Origin of the sequence: Citrobacter sp. RHBSTW-00859 (genome assembly GCF_013729795.1) — a bacterium.
Taxonomy (GTDB): domain Bacteria; phylum Pseudomonadota; class Gammaproteobacteria; order Enterobacterales; family Enterobacteriaceae; genus Citrobacter; species Citrobacter braakii.
In genome coordinates, this window is the sequence record NZ_CP056284.1 from 2,289,998 (window position 1) to 2,310,943 (window position 20,946).

The 20,946-nt window shown below is 49.1% G+C and carries 20 protein-coding genes and 1 pseudogene; 13 read left to right on the plus strand and 8 right to left on the minus strand.

Annotation, left to right across the window (positions count from 1 at the left end):
* The first annotated feature begins 440 nt into the window (after positions 1–440).
* Positions 441–1,058 (plus strand): thymidine kinase, encoded by a 618-nt coding sequence (gene tdk, locus HV302_RS11445; protein WP_019076935.1) that lies wholly within the window; start codon positions 441–443, stop codon positions 1,056–1,058.
* Between the two features lie 238 nt (positions 1,059–1,296).
* On the opposite strand, the gene adhE is transcribed toward tdk, so the two are convergent.
* Complete coding sequence (adhE, locus tag HV302_RS11450) at positions 1,297–3,975, minus strand: bifunctional acetaldehyde-CoA/alcohol dehydrogenase (RefSeq protein ID WP_016153272.1); 2,679 nt, start codon at positions 3,973–3,975, stop codon at positions 1,297–1,299.
* Positions 3,976–4,462: 487 nt separating this feature from the next.
* Here adhE and ychE point away from each other — a divergent pair, with 487 nt between their 5' ends.
* The 7 genes from ychE to HV302_RS11485 all read left to right on the plus strand — a co-directional run bounded on the left by ychE (position 4,463) and on the right by HV302_RS11485 (position 12,388).
* A complete protein-coding gene (ychE, locus tag HV302_RS11455) occupies positions 4,463–5,110 on the plus strand; it encodes an NAAT family transporter YchE (protein WP_003020714.1) in 648 nt (215 codons plus the stop codon).
* Between the two features lie 772 nt (positions 5,111–5,882).
* Positions 5,883–7,514: an oligopeptide ABC transporter substrate-binding protein OppA gene (gene oppA / locus HV302_RS11460; RefSeq protein WP_016153271.1), complete on the plus strand. Its 1,632-nt coding sequence runs from the start codon at positions 5,883–5,885 to the stop codon at positions 7,512–7,514.
* A gap of 121 nt (positions 7,515–7,635) precedes the next feature.
* On the plus strand, positions 7,636–8,556 hold the full coding sequence (gene oppB / locus HV302_RS11465) for an oligopeptide ABC transporter permease OppB (protein ID WP_003020708.1): 921 nt from the start codon (positions 7,636–7,638) through the stop codon (positions 8,554–8,556).
* Positions 8,557–8,570: 14 nt separating this feature from the next.
* Positions 8,571–9,479, plus strand: coding sequence for an oligopeptide ABC transporter permease OppC (oppC, locus tag HV302_RS11470; protein ID WP_003020701.1), 909 nt, complete (start codon positions 8,571–8,573; stop codon positions 9,477–9,479).
* A gap of 11 nt (positions 9,480–9,490) precedes the next feature.
* Positions 9,491–10,504: a murein tripeptide/oligopeptide ABC transporter ATP-binding protein OppD gene (gene oppD / locus HV302_RS11475; protein WP_003833364.1), complete on the plus strand. Its 1,014-nt coding sequence runs from the start codon at positions 9,491–9,493 to the stop codon at positions 10,502–10,504.
* Positions 10,501–11,505, plus strand: coding sequence for a murein tripeptide/oligopeptide ABC transporter ATP-binding protein OppF (oppF, locus tag HV302_RS11480; RefSeq protein WP_016156729.1), 1,005 nt, complete (start codon positions 10,501–10,503; stop codon positions 11,503–11,505). Before oppD ends, oppF begins: the two co-directional genes overlap by 4 nt.
* A gap of 46 nt (positions 11,506–11,551) precedes the next feature.
* A complete protein-coding gene (locus tag HV302_RS11485; RefSeq protein ID WP_016156728.1) occupies positions 11,552–12,388 on the plus strand; it encodes an ion transporter in 837 nt (278 codons plus the stop codon).
* Positions 12,389–12,424: 36 nt separating this feature from the next.
* On the opposite strand, the gene HV302_RS11490 is transcribed toward HV302_RS11485, so the two are convergent.
* Both HV302_RS11490 and cls read right to left on the minus strand, forming a co-directional pair.
* Complete coding sequence (locus HV302_RS11490) at positions 12,425–12,754, minus strand: HI1450 family dsDNA-mimic protein (protein ID WP_003020691.1); 330 nt, start codon at positions 12,752–12,754, stop codon at positions 12,425–12,427.
* A 34-nt stretch (positions 12,755–12,788) separates the two neighbouring features.
* The gene (cls, locus tag HV302_RS11495) at positions 12,789–14,249 is read right to left on the minus strand and encodes a cardiolipin synthase (protein WP_016156727.1); all 1,461 of its coding nucleotides are present in this window, start codon (positions 14,247–14,249) and stop codon (positions 12,789–12,791) included.
* 142 nt (positions 14,250–14,391) lie between these two features.
* On the opposite strand from cls, the gene HV302_RS11500 reads away from it, so the two are divergent.
* Positions 14,392–14,565, plus strand: coding sequence for a YciY family protein (locus HV302_RS11500; protein ID WP_016153268.1), 174 nt, complete (start codon positions 14,392–14,394; stop codon positions 14,563–14,565).
* A gap of 51 nt (positions 14,566–14,616) precedes the next feature.
* Here HV302_RS11500 and HV302_RS11505 read toward each other — a convergent pair whose 3' ends face one another.
* A complete protein-coding gene (locus HV302_RS11505) occupies positions 14,617–14,913 on the minus strand; it encodes a YciI family protein (RefSeq protein WP_181627353.1) in 297 nt (98 codons plus the stop codon).
* A gap of 224 nt (positions 14,914–15,137) precedes the next feature.
* On the opposite strand from HV302_RS11505, the gene tonB reads away from it, so the two are divergent.
* Entirely contained in the window at positions 15,138–15,854 is a 717-nt protein-coding gene (tonB, locus tag HV302_RS11510) for a TonB system transport protein TonB (RefSeq protein WP_094762092.1), read from the plus strand.
* Positions 15,855–15,929: 75 nt separating this feature from the next.
* Here tonB and yciA read toward each other — a convergent pair whose 3' ends face one another.
* The 4 genes and pseudogenes from yciA to HV302_RS28300 all read right to left on the minus strand — a co-directional run.
* Positions 15,930–16,331, minus strand: coding sequence for an acyl-CoA thioester hydrolase YciA (gene yciA, locus HV302_RS11515; RefSeq protein ID WP_016153266.1), 402 nt, complete (start codon positions 16,329–16,331; stop codon positions 15,930–15,932).
* 166 nt (positions 16,332–16,497) lie between these two features.
* Positions 16,498–17,037 carry a septation protein A gene (locus tag HV302_RS11520; protein WP_016153265.1) on the minus strand — a complete coding sequence of 180 codons (540 nt, stop codon included), beginning with the start codon at positions 17,035–17,037 and terminating at the stop codon, positions 16,498–16,500.
* 54 nt (positions 17,038–17,091) lie between these two features.
* The gene (locus tag HV302_RS11525; protein WP_181627354.1) at positions 17,092–17,835 is read right to left on the minus strand and encodes a YciC family protein; all 744 of its coding nucleotides are present in this window, start codon (positions 17,833–17,835) and stop codon (positions 17,092–17,094) included.
* Between the two features lie 28 nt (positions 17,836–17,863).
* A pseudogene (locus HV302_RS28300) lies at positions 17,864–17,950 on the minus strand (YkgJ family cysteine cluster protein); the annotation flags it as partial.
* A 283-nt stretch (positions 17,951–18,233) separates the two neighbouring features.
* Between HV302_RS28300 and ompW the strand changes: the two are divergent.
* The 3 genes from ompW to HV302_RS11540 all read left to right on the plus strand — a co-directional run bounded on the left by ompW (position 18,234) and on the right by HV302_RS11540 (position 20,938).
* Positions 18,234–18,872, plus strand: a complete 639-nt coding sequence (gene ompW / locus HV302_RS11530; RefSeq protein ID WP_016153263.1) for an outer membrane protein OmpW — start codon at positions 18,234–18,236, stop codon at positions 18,870–18,872.
* 132 nt (positions 18,873–19,004) lie between these two features.
* On the plus strand, positions 19,005–19,280 hold the full coding sequence (locus tag HV302_RS11535; protein WP_181627355.1) for a hypothetical protein: 276 nt from the start codon (positions 19,005–19,007) through the stop codon (positions 19,278–19,280).
* A 185-nt stretch (positions 19,281–19,465) separates the two neighbouring features.
* The gene (locus HV302_RS11540) at positions 19,466–20,938 is read left to right on the plus strand and encodes a GGDEF domain-containing protein (RefSeq protein ID WP_181627356.1); all 1,473 of its coding nucleotides are present in this window, start codon (positions 19,466–19,468) and stop codon (positions 20,936–20,938) included.
* Positions 20,939–20,946 lie beyond the last annotated feature (8 nt).

A 20,946-nucleotide genomic window follows, 5' to 3' on the forward strand; every position in this document is an offset into this window, starting at 1 on the left:
GCTTCTCAGCGGCTGAGAGTAAAAATTCAAGATTCAGGTCACATTTTATGGTGTACAAATAGTATCTCTTTGCAGTGATTTCAACCTTTTGTATTAGTTTTGCTTACATGAATTCGCTAATACATGGCGACAGTGGGTAGATTCAATAACAATAAGGGAAGGGTTTCTTTATTGCCGTAAGAAGATAAGAGGTATGGATAAATTTCATGAGCACTATTTGTGAAAGAGTGTGTATATACCCATCGAGTTTCAGGCTACCTGGGCCATGGCTGGAGTGTACTCACGCTCCCGTGTCACTTAAAGGATCGGTTATTTAGGCGACACTGAGCGAGTCTGAACGCCTATTTATACGCCTATGCAGGCAACGCTACACCGACACGTTCGTGAAATATGGTACAATCCTGCCCATATTTATTTCCCCGGGTGAGGGCCTACGGTCAATGGCACAGCTATATTTTTACTATTCTGCAATGAATGCCGGTAAGTCGACTGCATTGCTGCAATCTTCGTACAATTATCAGGAACGTGGGATGCGTGCCGTGGTATATACAGCGGAAATTGATGACCGCTTTGGTGCTGGAAAAGTAAGTTCGCGTATAGGTCTGTCGTCACCTGCAAAATTGTTTAACCAAAATTCATCATTGTTCGAAGAGATTCGGGCTGAGAATGAGCAGCAAAGAATTCACTGTGTACTGGTTGATGAGTCGCAGTTTCTGACTCGACAGCAGGTTTATGAATTATCTGAAGTTGTCGATCAGCTGGATATTCCCGTGTTGTGCTACGGCTTGCGTACCGATTTTCGTGGTGAGTTATTTGGCGGCAGCGAATACCTGTTGGCATGGTCAGATAAACTGGTTGAATTAAAAACCATTTGTTTCTGTGGGCGTAAGGCCAGCATGGTGTTGCGTCTTGATCAGGCAGGACGACCTTATAACGAGGGCGAACAGGTGGTGATTGGCGGGAACGAACGCTATGTATCGGTATGCCGTAAACATTATAAGCAAGCACAGTCTGAGGGCTCTCTGACGGCGATACAAGAACGACACAACCACGATTAACTCTACGCGCTTCTGGGCGCTTATTAGCACAGGGTAGGCTGCGACATTCGCTAATGTTCGCTATCCTGTCAGACACTCTCCTGACGCTATTCTCGCATCCTCCTAAGCATCCTTTTGCAGGGCCATCCTTTATACGTCGCTGAATTGGTCATGTATCGATTCTGATAACGTAAGATGTAAAAAAAAACGGCCCCAATTCGGGACCGTTTATGGTGAGACTAAAACTTATCTGGTTGAATTAAGCGGATTTCTTCGCTTTCTTCTCAGCTTTCGGAGCAGCTACTGCTTCAGTCTTAACGGCGGTTTGATCTTCGCTGTATTCACGACCGTAGTAGGTATCCATCAGGATCTGTTTCAGTTCAGAAATCAGCGGGTAACGCGGGTTAGCACCAGTACACTGGTCATCAAACGCATCTTCAGACAGTTTGTCCACGTGTGCCAGGAAGTCAGCTTCCTGAACGCCGGCTTCACGGATAGACTTAGGAATACCCAGTTCAGCTTTGATTTCGTCCAGCCAGCCCAGCAGTTTCTGGATTTTTGCAGCAGTACGGTCGCCCGGTGCGCTCAGACCCAGATGGTCTGCGATTTCAGCGTAGCGACGACGAGCCTGCGGACGGTCGTACTGGCTGAATGCAGTCTGTTTAGTCGGGTTGTCGTTCGCGTTATAACGAATAACGTTGCTGATCAGCAGGGCGTTCGCCAGACCGTGAGGAATGTGGAACTGAGAACCCAGCTTATGCGCCATTGAGTGACATACACCCAGGAAGGCGTTAGCAAACGCAATACCGGCGATGGTTGCTGCACTGTGTACACGCTCACGCGCTACCGGGTTCTTAGAACCTTCATGGTAGGACGCTGGCAGGTTTTCTTTCAGCAGTTTCAGCGCTTGCAGAGCCTGACCGTCGGAGAACTCAGAAGCCAGCACGGATACGTAAGCTTCCAGGGCGTGAGTGACGGCATCCAGACCACCGAACGCACACAGGGACTTAGGCATATCCATCACCAGGTTGGCGTCAACAATCGCCATATCCGGAGTCAGCGCATAGTCTGCCAGCGGGTATTTCTGACCAGTTGCATCGTCAGTAACAACCGCAAACGGAGTAACTTCAGAGCCAGTACCGGAAGTGGTGGTGACGGCAACCATCTTCGCTTTTACGCCCATTTTCGGGAACTTGTAGATACGTTTACGGATGTCCATAAAGCGCAGTGCCAGTTCTTCGAAGTGGGTTTCTGGGTGTTCGTACATAACCCACATGATTTTCGCGGCGTCCATCGGGGAACCGCCACCCAGCGCGATGATCACGTCTGGTTTAAAGGAGTTAGCCAGCTCAGCACCTTTGCGTACAACGGTCAGAGTTGGGTCAGCTTCCACTTCAAAGAACACTTCGGTTTCAACGCCAGCAGCTTTCAGCACGGAGGTGATCTGGTCAGCATAGCCATTGTTAAACAGGAAGCGGTCGGTCACGATCAGCGCACGTTTGTGACCATCGGTAATCACTTCATCCAGTGCGATTGGCAGAGAGCCACGACGGAAGTAGATAGATTTCGGAAGTTTGTGCCACAACATGTTTTCAGCTCGCTTAGCAACGGTTTTCTTGTTGATCAGGTGCTTAGGACCAACGTTTTCAGAGATGGAGTTACCACCCCAGGAACCACAACCCAGAGTCAGGGAAGGCGCGAGTTTAAAGTTGTACAGGTCACCGATACCACCCTGAGAAGCTGGGGTGTTAATCAGGATACGTGCGGTTTTCATCATCTGACCGAAGTATGCAACACGTTCAGGCTGGTTGTCCTGGTCGGTGTACAGGCAAGAGGTATGACCGATACCGCCCATCGCAACCAGTTTTTCAGCTTTAATAACGGCGTCTTCGAAGTCTTTCGCACGGTACATTGCCAGCGTCGGAGACAATTTTTCGTGAGCGAACGGTTCGCTTTCGTCAACAACTGTCACTTCACCGATCAGAATCTTAGTAGTTTCTGGTACGGAGAAGCCTGCCAGTTCAGCAATTTTGTATGCCGGCTGACCAACGATAGCCGCGTTCAGCGCGCCATTTTTCAGGATAACGTCCTGAACGGCTTTCAGCTCTTTGCCTTGCAGCATGTAGCCGCCGTGAGTCGCGAAACGCTCACGTACTGCGTCGTATACAGAGTCAACAACGACAACGGACTGTTCAGAAGCACAAATTACGCCGTTATCGAAGGTTTTAGACATCAGAACAGATGCAACAGCACGCTTGATATCAGCGGTTTCATCGATAACCACAGGGGTGTTACCTGCGCCTACACCGATTGCCGGTTTACCGGAGCTGTATGCTGCTTTAACCATGCCTGGACCACCGGTCGCAAGGATCAGGTTGATGTCCGGGTGGTGCATCAGCGCGTTTGACAGTTCTACGGAAGGTTGATCGATCCAGCCGATCAGATCTTTCGGTGCGCCAGCAGCAATTGCTGCCTGCAGAACGATATCAGCCGCTTTGTTAGTGGCATCTTTAGCACGCGGATGCGGAGAGAAGATGATGGCGTTACGCGTCTTCAGGCTGATCAGTGATTTGAAGATTGCAGTAGAAGTCGGGTTAGTGGTTGGAACGATACCGCAGATGATACCAATCGGTTCAGCGATGGTAATGGTACCGAAAGTGTGGTCTTCAGCCAGCACACCACAGGTTTTTTCGTCTTTATATGCGTTATAAATGTATTCGGAAGCAAAGTGGTTTTTAATCACTTTATCTTCGACGATGCCCATGCCAGATTCGGCAACGGCCATTTTCGCGAGAGGGATTCGAGCGTCTGCGGCAGCCAGAGCGGCGGCACGGAAGATTTTGTCAACCTGTTCTTGAGTGAAACTGGCATATTCACGCTGGGCTTTTTTTACGCGCTCTACAAGTGCGTTAAGTTCAGCGACATTAGTAACAGCCATAATGCTCTCCTGATAATGTTAAACTTTTTTAGTAAATCATCTGCTCGATACGAGAGTATAGACAGATCGACGAAAATTTGTGTAACGTTTTGAAAATCAAACGGTTAATTAACGTCCACTTTACCTTGATTTACTAAAAGAGCTTATACGCTAGCGCCACTTAATTCTAACGCGCTACCTCCAGGTGGCGTAAGCAAGATTACTCACTTCTGAGTAGTAATTGCGTGATCTGGATCAAAATTTCGCAAAGCTGACACCTTTCAGCAGGCCCTTTTAGCGTTTATCGGTAAGTGTTAATGAATTGATGGGGTGAATGCTATTAACATTAGCATATTTAATACATATTAATAACACTAAGTATTGGAAGTGTATTTACGTAGATATACACAGATAGAAGGTGAAGTATGCTGACAAAAGGCGTATCTTCAGCGCGGATTTTATCAATTTTTATGACTCATTTTATCCGGCTAACGCTTCGGAGCTAACCGTGATCCAAACGCTATTTGATTTTCCTGTCTATTTTAAATTTTTCATTGGGTTATTCGCATTGGTTAACCCGGTCGGGATCATCCCTGTCTTTATCAGTATGACCAGCTATCAAACGGCTGCTGCGCGAAATAAAACCAACCTTACGGCAAACCTGTCGGTTGCCATCATCCTGTGGACTTCGCTGTTCCTTGGTGACGGTATTCTGCAGCTCTTCGGAATCTCGATAGATTCGTTCAGGATTGCCGGCGGCATTCTGGTGGTGACTATCGCAATGTCCATGATTAGCGGAAAACTGGGCGAAGATAAGCAAAACAAACAGGAAAAATCAGAAACAGCAATCCGCGAAAGTATCGGCGTAGTGCCGCTGGCATTGCCGCTGATGGCGGGGCCAGGGGCGATAAGCTCAACTATTGTTTGGGGTACGCGCTATCACAGTGCGATTAACCTGTTTGGTTTTTTTGTGGCGATTGCGTTGTTTGCCCTGTGCTGTTGGGGACTTTTTCGCATGGCACCGTGGCTGGTACGGCTGCTGGGCCAAACCGGTATCAACGTCATTACGCGTATTATGGGGTTGTTGTTAATGGCCTTAGGGATCGAATTCATTGTGACTGGAATCAAGTCCATTTTCCCCGGTTTACTTGCCTGATATTCCTCCTAGTATCAACGGAGCCTCTTTCGGCTCCGTTTCCTTTCATTATTAGTAAAACTTCTCACTAAAGTTGAAAATCAGCATAGAAATATAAAAATATCTGATGGTGATTCATTAATTTATTCATTGATTTTATGGATATAACACTCAATGGTCCACCAGAGGGATCCCGATGTCACTGTTATTTTATTAACATCATACTCTGGGGCTTGCTGAAGGATTATCGAAATGTTATTAGTTATTTCAGCGTTTTATTTAGATGAATGTGCTAATTAATAACCAATTGTTAAATTTATGTGCATTTTGGCGTGGTGTTGACAAAGGTCCGGGGGTTTAACACTGCGCTGGATGCAACATAATGATTTTTATCGTTTTATTGTCACAATCTTTCATTCGTAATGACTTTTTTAGTGAGATTTATTTCCAATAAAAGAGAATTGGTTAACAAATTTGTAAAATGTATTGGCGGTTAAGAAACGCATTTGATACTTTCCGGCCAGGTATTATGCAGAAGAATTCACGTTGATGAGAATCATTTTCAATTAGTTTCTCTCAACAGGGTAATAGCGTGTTTCCGGCAGGGGAGGCACGTAGATAATCGACGCAAGGCGGTCATACGAACTGCCAGAAATAAATAAAGTCGGTGATAGCAAGCAGTAAAACAAGAAACTACCTGACGGCAGAAAATCTCCGGTGCCGTACAGGGATCCTGACAGGATTAACAGTCTGGTTAAAAAACCAGCCATAATAATGAGGGAGTACAAACACAATGACTAACATCACTAAAAAAAGTTTAGTAGCTGCGGGGATCCTAACTGCGCTAATCGCTGGGAATGTTGCTACGGCGGCAGTTGTACCAGCAGGTGTGCAGCTTGCTGAAAAGCAGACTCTGGTGCGTAATAACGGTTCGGAAGTTCAGTCACTCGATCCACATAAAATCGAAGGTGTACCTGAATCCAATATCAACCGTGACCTGTTTGAAGGTTTATTAATCAGCGATGTCGATGGTAAACCATCGCCTGGCGTGGCTGAAAAGTGGGAAAATAAAGACTTTAAGGTGTGGACATTCCATCTGCGTAAGGACGCTAAGTGGTCTGACGGCACGCCTGTTACCGCGCAAGATTTCGTGTATAGCTGGCAACGCCTGGCTAATCCAAATACCGCGTCACCGTACGCCAGTTATTTACAGTACGGTCACATTGTCAATATTGACGATATTATCGCCGGCAAAAAGCCGATCACCGATCTCGGTGTCAAAGCTCTCGACGATCATACATTTGAAGTCACCCTGAGCGAGCCGGTTCCTTATTTCTACAAATTGCTTGTGCACTCATCCGTTTCTCCGGTTCCTAAAGCAGCGGTTGAAAAATACGGTGAGAAATGGACCCAGCCCGCTAACATCGTCACTAACGGCGCCTATAAGCTGAAAGACTGGGTGGTCAACGAGCGCATTGTACTTGAGCGTAACACCAACTACTGGGACAACGCCAAAACGGTTATTAACCAGGTTACCTACCTGCCAATTTCTTCTGAAGTGACTGACGTTAACCGCTATCGTAGCGGCGAAATCGACATGACTTATAACAACATGCCGATCGAGTTATTCCAGAAACTGAAAAAAGAGATCCCGAACGAAGTTCACGTTGACCCGTATCTGTGCACCTATTATTACGAAATCAACAACCAGAAAGCACCGTTCAACGATGTTCGTGTTCGTACCGCCCTGAAACTGGCGTTGGATCGTGACATTATCGTCAACAAAGTTAAAAACCAGGGGGACCTGCCGGCGTATAGCTTTACTCCTCCTTACACCGATGGCGCGAAACTGGTTGAACCAGAGTGGTTCAAATGGTCTCAGGAAAAACGTAATGAAGAAGCGAAAAAACTGCTGGCTGAAGCCGGGTATACCGCTGAAAAACCGTTGACCTTTGACCTGCTGTATAACACCTCAGATCTACATAAAAAGCTGGCCATCGCTGCGGCATCTATCTGGAAGAAAAATCTGGGCGCCAACGTGAAGCTGGAAAACCAGGAATGGAAAACATTCCTCGATACACGCCATCAGGGTAACTATGATGTTTCGCGTGCGGGCTGGTGTGCGGATTACAACGAACCAACATCCTTCCTGAATATGGTGCTGTCTGACAGCTCCAACAACACCGTCCACTATAAGAGCCCGGCGTTTGATAAGCTGATTGCGGATACGCTGAAAGTGACTGATGAAGCGCAGCGCAGCGAACTGTATTCGAAAGCAGAACAGCAGCTGGATAAAGATTCTGCGATTGTACCGGTTTATTACTATGTTAACGCCCGCCTGGTAAAACCATGGGTTGGCGGATACTCCGGTAAAGACCCGATGGATAATATCCACGTTAAAGACTTGTATATTATCAAGCATTAATGGCAAGACGTGGGGCAATCATTTTGCCCCACAGTGTCTTTTTTCTTCGAACTATTAACACCGCTTTACCTGAAAGTCGGGGTAGAAGAGGTGTAAAGGCACACGCCAGAAGGTACGGGCAATGTTAAAATTTATATTACGTCGCTGTCTGGAAGCGATTCCGACGCTGTTTATACTTATTACGATTTCATTCTTTATGATGCGCCTTGCGCCGGGAAGTCCATTCACCGGGGAACGCGCGTTACCGCCAGAGGTACTGGCTAATATCGAAGCGAAATATCATCTTAACGATCCTATCTCGACGCAGTACTTCAGCTACCTCAAGCAGCTGGCGCATGGCGATTTTGGGCCATCTTTTAAATATAAAGACTATACGGTAAACGACCTTGTGGCCTCGAGCTTTCCGGTTTCTGCGAAGCTGGGAGCTGCGGCCTTTATTCTGGCGGTCCTCGTTGGCGTTAGCGCTGGGGTGATAGCCGCGCTGAAACAAAATACGCGCTGGGACTACACGGTGATGGGGGTGGCAATGACCGGGGTGGTTATCCCCAGTTTCGTGGTCGCTCCCTTATTGGTCATGATATTTGCCATAACCTTGAAATGGCTGCCCGGAGGCGGCTGGAACGGCGGGGCGTTGAAATTTATGATCCTGCCGATGGTGGCCTTGTCACTGGCTTATATCGCCAGTATCGCCCGTATTACCCGCGGTTCGATGATTGAAGTGCTGCACTCTAACTTTATTCGTACCGCGCGCGCTAAAGGGTTGCCGATGCGGCGGATTATTTTCCGCCATGCGTTAAAACCTGCGCTGTTGCCTGTGCTGTCCTATATGGGACCAGCATTTGTTGGCATTATTACCGGTTCGATGGTTATTGAAACCATCTATGGTTTGCCGGGCATTGGCCAGTTGTTCGTCAATGGCGCGTTAAACCGCGACTATTCGCTGGTCCTGAGCCTCACCATACTGGTAGGGACGCTGACCATCGTGTTTAACGCGATTGTTGACGTGCTGTATGCCGTTATCGACCCGAAAATTCGTTACTGATACTGGAGCTCGCTATGATGTTAAGTAAGAAAAACAGCGAAGCGCTGGAGAATTTCAGTGAAAAGCTGGAGGTCGAGGGCCGCAGTCTGTGGCAGGACGCGCGTCGACGCTTTATGCATAACCGCGCGGCGGTAGCAAGCCTGGTCGTGCTGGTGATTATTGCGCTGTTTGTGACGCTGGCGCCGATGCTGTCGCAGTTTACCTACTTCGATACCGACTGGGGCATGATGTCCAGCGCGCCGGATACGGAATCCGGACACTATTTCGGCACCGACTCGTCAGGTCGAGACCTGCTGGTTCGTGTGGCGATTGGCGGTCGCATCTCGTTGATGGTCGGCATTGCCGCGGCGTTGGTCGCGGTAGTTGTCGGCACGCTATACGGTTCTCTGTCGGGCTACCTCGGCGGTAAAATCGACTCCGTGATGATGCGTCTGCTGGAAATCCTCAACTCCTTCCCGTTCATGTTCTTCGTGATTCTGCTGGTCACTTTCTTTGGGCAAAATATCCTGCTGATTTTTGTCGCTATCGGGATGGTATCCTGGCTGGATATGGCGCGTATCGTGCGTGGACAAACGCTGAGTCTCAAGCGCAAAGAGTTTATTGAAGCAGCGCAAGTGGGTGGGGTATCTACCGTGCGCATCGTTATCCGTCATATTGTGCCGAACGTGCTGGGCGTGGTGGTGGTGTACGCTTCGTTGCTGGTGCCCAGCATGATCCTGTTTGAATCCTTCCTGAGCTTTTTGGGATTAGGGACGCAGGAGCCATTAAGTAGCTGGGGGGCGTTGCTGAGTGATGGTGCCAACTCGATGGAAGTCTCACCATGGCTGCTGCTGTTCCCGGCAGGATTCCTGGTGGTCACTTTGTTCTGTTTTAACTTTATTGGCGATGGCCTGCGTGATGCCCTCGACCCGAAAGACCGTTAAGGAGTGCAGCCATGAGCGTAATTGAAACCTCAACCGCGCCGCTCGCGCAACAACAGGCTAACGCACTGCTGAACGTTAAAGATCTGCGCGTGACGTTTGCCACCCCCGACGGCGATGTGACTGCGGTAAACGATTTAAACTTTTCTCTGCGAGCTGGAGAAACGCTGGGTATTGTTGGGGAATCCGGTTCAGGGAAATCGCAAACGGCCTTTGCCCTGATGGGCCTTCTGGCGGCAAATGGCCGTATCGGAGGTTCCGCAACCTTCAACGGACGTGAAATTCTGAATTTACCGGAACGAGAGTTGAACAAACTGCGCGCCGAGCAAATCTCGATGATTTTCCAGGACCCGATGACCTCTCTCAATCCGTACATGCGAGTCGGCGAGCAGTTGATGGAAGTTCTCATGCTGCATAAAGGCATGAGCAAAGCGGAAGCCTTTGAAGAATCGGTAAGAATGCTGGATGCGGTGAAAATGCCGGAAGCGCGTAAGCGTATGAAAATGTATCCGCATGAATTCTCCGGCGGGATGCGTCAGCGCGTAATGATCGCCATGGCGCTGTTGTGCAGGCCTAAATTACTGATAGCCGATGAGCCGACTACCGCGCTCGATGTTACGGTACAGGCGCAAATCATGACCCTGCTGAATGAACTGAAAAGCGAATTCAACACTGCGATTATCATGATCACCCACGATCTGGGAGTAGTTGCCGGTATTTGCGATAAAGTTTTGGTGATGTACGCCGGACGTACCATGGAATATGGCAGTGCGCGGGATGTCTTTTATAAGCCCGTTCATCCGTATTCGATTGGTTTGCTGAATGCCGTACCTCGTCTGGATGCCGAAGGGGAAGAGATGCTGACTATCCCGGGCAACCCGCCGAACCTGTTGCGTTTACCAAAAGGTTGCCCATTCCAGCCGCGTTGCCCGCATGCGATGGAAATCTGTAGCAGTGCTCCGCCACTGGAAGAGTTTAGTCCGGGCCGCCTGCGCGCCTGCTTTAAACCGGTGGAGGAACTGGTATGAATGCGGTCACCGAACAACGAAAAGTGCTCCTTGAAATTGCCGATCTTAAAGTCCATTTCGACATTAAAGACGGCAAGCAGTGGTTCTGGCAGCCGTCTAAAACCCTGAAAGCGGTTGATGGCGTGACTCTGCGACTGTATGAAGGTGAAACCCTGGGCGTGGTCGGCGAATCAGGCTGTGGAAAATCGACTTTTGCCCGTGCGATTATTGGCCTGGTGAAAGCCACTGATGGAAAAGTCGCCTGGCTGGGTAAAGATTTGCTGGGCATGAAACCCGATGAGTGGCGGGAAGTGCGTAGCGATATTCAGATGATTTTCCAGGATCCGCTGGCATCATTGAATCCGCGCATGACCATCGGTGAAATCATTGCCGAACCGCTGCGGACTTATCATCCGAACCTGTCTGGTCAGGAAGTCCGCGACCGTGTGAAGGCGATGATGATGAAGGTGGGGTTGCTGCCAAATCTGATTAACCGCTACCCGCATGAGTTTTCCGGCGGTCAGTGTCAGCGTATTGGTATTGCCCGGGCGCTGATCCTCGAGCCGAAGCTGATTATTTGCGATGAACCGGTTTCGGCGCTGGACGTATCCATTCAGGCCCAGGTGGTGAACCTGTTACAACAGCTCCAGCGTGAAATGGGATTATCGTTAATCTTCATTGCTCACGACCTGGCGGTGGTGAAACATATCTCCGATCGCGTGCTGGTCATGTATCTCGGACACGCGGTGGAATTAGGGACTTATGATGAGGTGTACCATAATCCGCTGCACCCTTATACCAAAGCGTTGATGTCTGCAGTGCCAATTCCCGATCCGGATCAGGAAAGGAACAAGGTTATCCAGTTGCTCGAAGGCGAATTGCCGTCGCCGATTAACCCTCCTTCCGGCTGCGTGTTCCGTACGCGCTGCCCGATTGCCGGACCGGAATGCGCAAAAACCCGCCCGGTTCTCGAAGGAAGTTTCCGTCACGCAGTTTCCTGCCTGAAAGTAGACCCGCTATAATCCAGAGGGCTGACAAAGGTCAGCCCTTCTTTTTGGTGAGGTATATGTGTCAGGTTTAGTCTCTTCTGTCCGCCGCGCGCTCTATCGCAAATTATTCGATTTAAACACCCGTTCAGGGCGTCGCTTTGAAGGTATGTGCGCGCTGTTCGCCTTGCTCAGCGTTATTGTTATCTTCATTGAGTCCGGCGTCGGGACGCAATACCATTTAACCTTCGAGGAATGGCGCATTTTTGTCTGGCTGGAGGTCTTTATTACTCTGGTCTTTACCCTCGAATATTTTCTTCGCTTATGCAGTTGGGCCAATCCCGCTAAATATGTGTTTAGCTTCTGGGGGATTATCGATCTGGCCACCATTCTACCGCTGTATGTGATGTGGCTATGGCCTGAAATCAGTCTGAGCTATGTCTTCGCCTGGCGAGCGATGCGTGTCCTGCGCGTCTTGCGTATTCTCAAGCTGCTGCGTTTTATGCCTTCTCTGCGAGTGTTCTGGAATGCGTTAAAAAGCGCCCGTCATCAACTGATGTTGTTCTATTCCTTTATTGCCATTCTGATGGTTGTTTTCGGCGCGATGATGTATCTGATAGAAGGGCCCAAATATGGCTTTACTACGCTGAATGCGTCTGTGTATTGGGCTATTGTTACGGTCACCACCGTCGGCTACGGTGACATTACACCGCACACGCCGTTGGGACGCATGGTGGCGTCAGTGCTTATCCTAATTGGATACTCTGTGATTGCGATACCGACCGGATTGATAACCACACACATGAGCAGTGCGTTCCAACAGCGCGGATATCAGCGTAGATGCCCACAGTGTCAGCAGGCGCAGCATGAACATAGTGCGCAGTTTTGTAACCGCTGCGGAAGTAAACTGCCGGGCTAAAAATGAAAAAAGCTGCGAGAGCAGCTTTTTTGTTTGTTATTCGCGCCAGAGAATATGGCAGAGTTTGTGATCTTTTTCGCGACATAATAAAACGCGCGCAAAAATATCGTTAATCTCGCCGTCTTCTGTATCTGCCAGACCAATCACCACTTCAGCAAAGAAGTCAGGGTTCAGGTCAAAATCAACATGCTCCTGCCAGTCTTCTGCCGGGTCGAATAACTCGGCACCACCGCGCTCTTCAAACTGTAAATTGAACAGAATGATGTCGGCTGGATCCAGGTTGTCCGCAGCCAGTTCGAGAAAAATATCGTAAGCCTGCTCAAGCGTTTCGTCTTCAGTCAGGCGATTGTTCAAATCCATATCCATAATGACTACCTGTTTACTGTCTGATGGGCACGTTTTACAGCAACGGACTAAAGAAGTAAAACAGTCGCTCAGCGATCCGCTGCCAGAGTGGTCGTTTTACCCACAAACGGGCATCAAGCAGACGAGAACGCGAAATATAATCATCCTGTACTGCCGCGAGATCGCCACCGAATCCGGCATCATCAATGACCAGCGTGATTTCAAAATTGAGCCACAGACTGCGCATATCCAGGTTAACGGTACCGACCAGGCTCAGCTCGCCATCGACCAGTACGCTCTTGGTGTGCAGTAAGCCACCTTCGAACTGATAGATTTTAACGCCAGCGGCCAGCAGCTCAGTGAAAAAGGCCCGGCTTGCCCAGCCAACCAGCAGGGAATCATTCTTGCGTGGAAGAATAATACTGACGTCAACCCCGCGCTGCGCCGCCGTACAGATCGCGTGCAGCAGATCGTCACTGGGAACGAAGTAGGGCGTGGTCATAATTAAATATTCACGCGCCGAATAAGCCGCGGTTAACAGCGCCTGATGAATCAAATCTTCAGGGAAACCAGGTCCCGAAGCGATAGTGTGAATGGTGTGGCCGCTGGCCTGCTCAAACGGCATGATATTGACGTCTGGCGGCGGGGGCAGAATGCGCTTGCCGGTCTCAATTTCCCAGTCGCAGGAATAGACAATGCCCATAGCGGTGGCTACCGGGCCTTCCATTCTCGCCATCAAATCCACCCATTGCCCGACGCCTGCATCTTGTTTGAAGAAACGGGGATCGACCATGTTCATGCTGCCGGTATAAGCAATATAGTTATCGATCATGATCATTTTGCGGTGCTGACGCAGGTCCATACGGCGTAAAAATACACGCATCAGGTTTACTTTCAGCGCTTCAACAACCTCGATACCCGCGTTACGCATCATCGCCGCCCATGGGCTGCGAAAGAACGCCACGCTACCCGCGGAGTCCAGCATCAGGCGGCAGTGAATTCCACGCCTTGCGGCAGCCATTAATGACTCGGCGACCTGATCGGCCATACCGCCCGGTTGCCAGATGTAGAACACCATCTCGATGTTGTGACGCGCCAGTTGAATATCACGAATCAATGCCTGCATCACGTCCTCTGAACTGGTGAGCAACTGCAGTTGATTCCCTTTAACGCCAGCGATTCCCTGACGACGCTCGCACAGCTTAAATAAGGATGACGCGACGCTGCTGTTTTCCTGCGCAAAAATATGCTTACAGGCTTTTAGATCGTTCAGCCACTTGGCCGTTGACGGCCACATTGCTCGGGCGCGTTCGGCGCGACGTTTACCAAGGTGGAGCTCACCGAAGGACAGATAAGCAATGATCCCTACCAATGGCAGAATATAGATGATCAAAAGCCAGGCCATTGCGGAGGGCACTGCGCGTCGTTTCATTAGAATGCGTAATGTTACGCCAGCAATGAGTACCCAGTAACCCAGAATGACCAGCCAACTCACCACGGTGTAGAAGGTTGTCATAAATTTAAAAATCCTTTTGAAAGCGTATTGTTAAGAGTTTACGCATCAGGATTAATCTGGCAAATAAAAACACGGGAAAACCACTGGTCTGCATTCGGTGTGGCGTTATAATGGCCGCTCAGTGACTGAAAGAGTAGTAAACATGAAGCGTAGTAGAACGGAAGTGGGACGCTGGCGGATGCTGCGTCAGGCTAGCCGCCGTAAAGCACGTTGGCTTGAAGGACAATCGCGCCGTAATATGCGTATCCATACCATCAGAAAGTGTATTCTCAACCATCAACGTAACTCGTTGCTGTTTGCGATCCACAACATCTGATCTCAAAAGGGCACCGCTGTCGGTGCCCAATGTCTGCTTTTCGTTTTGTTTTTAAAATACTTTTTTGTACGGTTTTACTGAAACCTGCGCATAAACACCTGCCGCCACGTAGGGATCGGCTTCCGCCCACGCCTGCGCGGCTTCTAAAGATTCAAATTCTGCAATCACCGTTGAGCCGGTAAAGCCTGCGGCGCACGGATCGTTACTGTCAACCGCTGGCATAGGACCCGCCGTGAGCAAACGGCCTTCGTCATGAAGGAGTTGCAGACGAGCCAGATGAGCAGGGCGTACGGAAAGACGTTTTTCGAGAGAGTCTGCGATATCTTGAGCGTAAATAACGTACAGCACGGGTAGAGCTCCTTGAACGGTAAAAGGTCATATTTACGTTATTGGAAAGGCTTGGTAACTGCAACGGAAAGATAACTAATATGTTAAGGCCATACTTTGAAAATGGTTTTTTATCATAAAATCGCGTTTTAAATGCCAGTTAGCTTCACGGTCTTATTGAATATGATTGCTATTTGCATTTAAAATCAGGGCCTGGTTTTTTTACTGAAACGATTATGACTTCAATGACCCTTGATTTACCTCGTCGCTTTCCCTGGCCTACGTTACTTTCTGTCGGCATTCATGGTGCTGTAGTGGCAGGTTTGCTGTATACCTCGGTACATCAGGTTATTGAACTGCCTGCGCCAGCGCAGCCGATCTCCGTTACGATGGTTGCGCCTGCCGATCTTGAACCGCCTCAGGCCGTTCAGCCGCCGCCGGAACCCGTTGTCGAGCCTGAACCGGAGCCAGAACCGATCCCCGAACCGCCAAAAGAAGCACCGGTAGTGATTGAGAAACCGAAGCCCAAGCCTAAACCGAAGCCAAAACCGGTGAAAAAGGTGGAAGAGCAGCCGAAGCGTGATGTTAAACCAGCAGAGCCTCGTCCGGCATCCCCGTTTGAAAATACGGCGCCTGCTCGTCCAACAACCAGTACCGCTCCGGCAACCACTAAACCGGCGGTGAGCGTACCATCGGGTCCGCGAGCCTTAAGTCGTAATCAGCCTCAATATCCGGCACGTGCACAGGCATTGCGCATTGAAGGCCGTGTGAAGGTCAAATTTGACGTGACCTCGGATGGCCGGGTTGAAAATGTGGAAGTTCTGTCCGCACAGCCTGCGAATATGTTTGAGCGTGAAGTGAAAAATGCGATGCGCAGATGGCGTTATGAAGCCGGTAAGCCTGGTTCCGGGCTGGTGGTGAATATTGTTTTCCGCCTGAACGGCACAACACAGATCGAGTAAGCATCAGGCCGGATTTGGCGTTACGCCGCCAAATCCGGCAGAATGATTGCCGGATGGCGATGCTTGCGCGTGCTATCAGGCCAGGGAGGGAATCGGCCGCGGTTTACCGTCTTTATCAACGGCAACGTAGATAAACAGGGCTTCGGTAGCTTTATAGCGCTGGCCGATAGGTTCTGAAGCGACTTTCTTCACCCAGACTTCAATATTAATGCTGATCGAGGTCGTCCCGCGTTTCACGCAGCGTGCATAGCAACAAACCACATCGCCCACGGCAACCGGGCGCAAAAAGCTCATTCCTTCAACCCGCACCGTTACCACGCGACCATGTGCGATCTCTTTGGCCTGAATAGCGCCACCTATATCCATTTGTGACATCAGCCAGCCGCCAAAAATATCACCGTTTGCGTTGGTATCGGCAGGCATAGCCAGAGTGCGTAAAACCAGTTCGCCCTGGGGAGTGTTATTCGTTGTTGTCATTGTAGAACCGACTATAGAGAAAGATTACAGGCGCGATGCTACTAGAATTTACGCGCTGAGAACAGAGGGGATGCGGCCTGCGGGGCGGAAGTAAGCCAGGTTTGATGGCAACAAGGAACGCGAAGGGATAAAAATTCGCCAGATCCGGAGATCTGGCGAGCATTTATTACGATTTATCTTCCTGCGGAAGGTGGCGGTAAATATAGACTCCGCTCAGTAACGTAAATAGTAAAGTCAAGGCGGTCAGGCCGAACACTTTAAAGTTGACCCAAATATTCTGCGGTAGCCAAAACGCGATATAGATATTCGCCAGACCGCACAGGATAAAGAAGACGGCCCAGGCGAAGTTAAGTTTTGTCCAAACCGGCTGTGGCAAGCTCAGCTCTTTACCTAACATGCGCTGAATCAGCGGCTTTTTCATTACCCATTGGCTAACCAGCAGCGCACCGGCAAACAGCCCGTAAATCACCGTTACTTTCCATTTAATGAATTCATCATTGTGGAAGAAGATGGTCAGGCCACCGAACACGGCTACCAGAACAAAAGTGATCAATGCCATCTTCTCGACCTTGCGATAGCGGACCCAGCTGTAAATCAAAACCACAGCCGTCGCAACAATCAGCGCCGAGGTCGCCGCGTAGATGTCATAGAGCTTATAAAAAGCAAAAAAGACAACCAGCGGTAAAAAATCAAGAAACTGCTTCATTCTTCGATTCCGTCATCAAAAGCACCGGGTACAAGCCCGGAATGCGTTCAGGGTTTATTGGCGAATTAGCATGTACAGGCGGAACAAATAGATCAGCAACACGGCGGAGATCATATTGCTCAGCGTATTCGCCAATACCGCGCCTACATTTGGCGTAAGTACCGCAAAACTTGGCGCAAAAAGCAACAACAACGTTTTTGCCAACAGCCAACCGATCACTGCTGGTGCAACCAGGCGCATATTCGACCACGCCAGACGCATACTGTTGCGCATCGCGGCAAATACACCCATTTTGTCCTGTACTAACATCACCGGTGCAAGTGCCAGCAGGATAGCCAGCAGAATACCGGGTACTACCACCAGCATAATACCGATTTGCACCAGCAGAGTAGTCAGAAAAATCAGAATAAACAGCTTCGGCAAAACCGGCGCGCTGGCACCGATGGCGCGTAACACGCTGACCCGATGACCGGCTGAAATCAGCTGAATCATCAGGATAATGCCTCCGGCGAGGATGGCATTACCAATCAGACCGGAAAACGTCGACGCCGCGGAAGCGCGTAGCAAAATTTGCTGTTGCTCCGGGGTCATGTTTTGCACCAGATCGAACAATCCCACGCTGCTGGTTAACTGATCGCCTTCACTGAGTTGCGCAATTTGTGCGTCGGTGGGAGAAAAGGCATGCCCTAACACCACTGTGATAAACGCGCACAACAACGATACCAGCAAGATGGTAATGAATTGATTACGGAAAAAGTTTCCCGTGTCACGGTAAACGGATTTCGCCGTGATAGACATGCACTCTCCTTGAGTTTTGCAGGTGTTCATTTGTGGGCAATTGTACCCTGGATAACTCTACAGTGGCAGCATCGCGCGGTGTATGGAAAAGCATATCTTTGTAAAGCCCTGGTAATTTTTGACTATGACTTCAGCGTCATGCAAGAACGTTGGTTGTTCTCTGCGCATCACGAACAAATAACCATCGCTATTCTGCAACGGAGGTCAGGTACTTGCGTGGCGAAAATATATCAAAATTGATCTGAATTAGGTTAACCAGGGTTTTGAATGCAAGTTCTAACTTAATCTGGATCAATAAATGTTAAATTATCAAAGTCAATGTGATCCAGGTTAGATCACTTATTACTCCAATGTGGGTATATTCGTTCCGCTTTTATAACCATAACGATGGAGCGGACATGAAAAAATTAACAGTTGCAGCAGTGGCTTTAACAACTCTTCTCTCTGGTAACGTATTTGCGCATGAAGCCGGAGAATTCTTTATTCGTGCAGGTTCTGCCACCGTCAGACCGACGGAAGGCGCGGGTGGTACGCTGGGGAGCCTGGGTGGCTTTGATGTCAGCAATAACACGCAGTTGGGTCTGACATTTACCTACATGGCAACCGACAATATCGGTGTTGAATTACTGGCAGCCACGCCGTTCCGCCATAAAATTGGCACTGCCACAACAGGTGATATTGCGACCGTTCACCATTTACCACCAACCTTAATGGCACAGTGGTATTTCGGCGATTCCAGCAGCAAACTGCGTCCGTACGTTGGTGTCGGTGTGAACTACACCACCTTCTTTGACGAAGGCTTTAACAATAACGGCAAAGAAACCGGTTTATCTGACCTGAGCCTGAAAGACTCCTGGGGCGCAGCAGGGCAAGTGGGTATGGACTATCTGATTAACCGCGACTGGCTGATTAACATGTCGGTCTGGTACATGGATATCGACACCACCGCGAGCTACAAACTGGCTGGCGCGCAGCAGCATGACAGCGTACGCCTCGATCCGTGGGTGTTTATGTTCTCCGCGGGTTATCGCTTCTAAGTCCGTGATTAAAATACGGAAAAGCTGATCGTTCCACGGTCAGCTTTTTTATTACCAGTTTATTTCTTCCTGCCTTTCTCCCCGTCGATGTAATGCTACTCTTTAAGCAAACTGGCTTTGAGGGTATTGACGATGATGTTGACTCGACTCCTGCTACAACAAAAAATCACACTTTTGGAACCATTCACCGGAGATGAAACGGCAGAGTTCGCCGTGAGTGCCACGCGTGACTTATTGAATTTTATGGATAAAATTGAATCGCTGGAGAAACGCATTGCGACTCCGGTTAAACTACCTTATTGCAGCGCCAGTCCTGTTTGTGAGATCGAAGCGGGCTATGCCGCAGGCGTGAGCGATTGTCGTGAGGCCATTCGTCGGGCGGGGTATCCGATTGAGGGTGATGATTAGTTTGCATTTATGTTAACAAAAATGTGCTTTTATTGTATAAGTCTGTAACTTTAGCGCACACAACGGCGGGCTTCTAAGGCATCAGCTTAGGGACGGTTAACATTCTCAATCAACATACAGCGCAGCTATGCAACGACAGAAACGGGTAACCGGTTTGGCAATATGTTAACTATCAGGGTGAACTCGTGAAGATTGTGCAGGACAAGCTCAGAAACAGGCAAGCACTGCTGGTATCAGGGCTCATTACGTTGATATTTACGTCGTTGTTTCTGTTTATAATTTATGAGCAGCGGATGGCTGCAGTCAGTGACGGTGTTAACCGCATGCAAGCGCGCATGATGGACATTTTTAACGATAATGAGCTGATCGCCGATGCGATTGGTGAGCGCTATCACCATATTAAATCGGGTGAGCAATGTGGCGATATTTCACAATTTGCTCCCCGCAATGAAATGGAATGGGGAATTAACGCCGACCCAAAGCGTCTGCATTCGGTAACGGGGACAATTATTGCCCAGCAAGCCAGCCACAACGCGCTGTGTATGTATACGGCGGCGGAGTTTATTCGCGGTATGGTTAATGAGCTAAATCCGGGCAGCTTCGATGCACATCGTTATATTATCGCCAAAAATTCAGATTATTTTTACTGGTTTATGGCTTCCGATTCGCGCAACTTCAGTTTCTCAAATTCTGAAATGGCGCGGGATCTCACCAACTTTTTCTATCCGCCGGTCGATTTCTATACCCGACTGTTGCAAAAAAACGTCAAAAACAAAGCCCTTAGTTCAACGAACTTCTATACCGATAAAATTACCGGTGAAAAAGCTTACAGCGTGGTGAGCTATATCTACGATCTGTCTGGCAAAGAGATATCAGACCAAATCGTGGCCTATCTGGTTTATGACCATTCAAAGCCCGAATTGCAGGAAGCGTTGGCTCAAGCATTTGACTACCAGCTCCCACCAGAGCTGAATGTGGAATTGGTAAATTTGACCAACAATGAAAGTCTTTGTTTATCCGGTAAATGTACAGGTCAATCCCGTTTTTTAGTGCGCAATTTTTCGGAGAAATATGCGCTGCACTATTCGCTTTCATTAGGCCGTTTTATGACGCGCGATACCCATGCCGGGATCGTGATCCTGCTGGCGCCGTTCTTTTTCATCATGATTAGTTTCTCGCTAAAATCATGGCTAAACGAAAGCGACCTGAAGGTTTATATAGACACCCTGACCGGTTGCTTTAATCGCCGAATACTCGACATCATCAAGCGCCGTGATTTATCCCACTGTTCGGTGGTGCTACTGGACTGCAATAAGTTCAAGACCGTCAATGATACCTGGGGTCACGCGGCAGGCGATCGTGCGCTGCAAATTATCGCCAACAGGATGTTATCAAACACCCGCACCAGCCACGATATTGTGATTCGTACCGGCGGGGATGAATTTATGATCCTGCTGTTTCGCTCGCAGGCAACTGATGCCATCGCAATTGCTCAACGTATCAGCGGGCAGGTGACCAGCCATGTGTTTGTAGTGGACGGTCATACCGTGCCATTGTCAGTATCGTGGGGGATTGCAGAGGTGAACGGTGAACTGGATGTGGCTATTCAGAATGCAGATAGCGCCATGTATAAAATGAAGCACACGAAAGAAGCGTAAAACCGCCA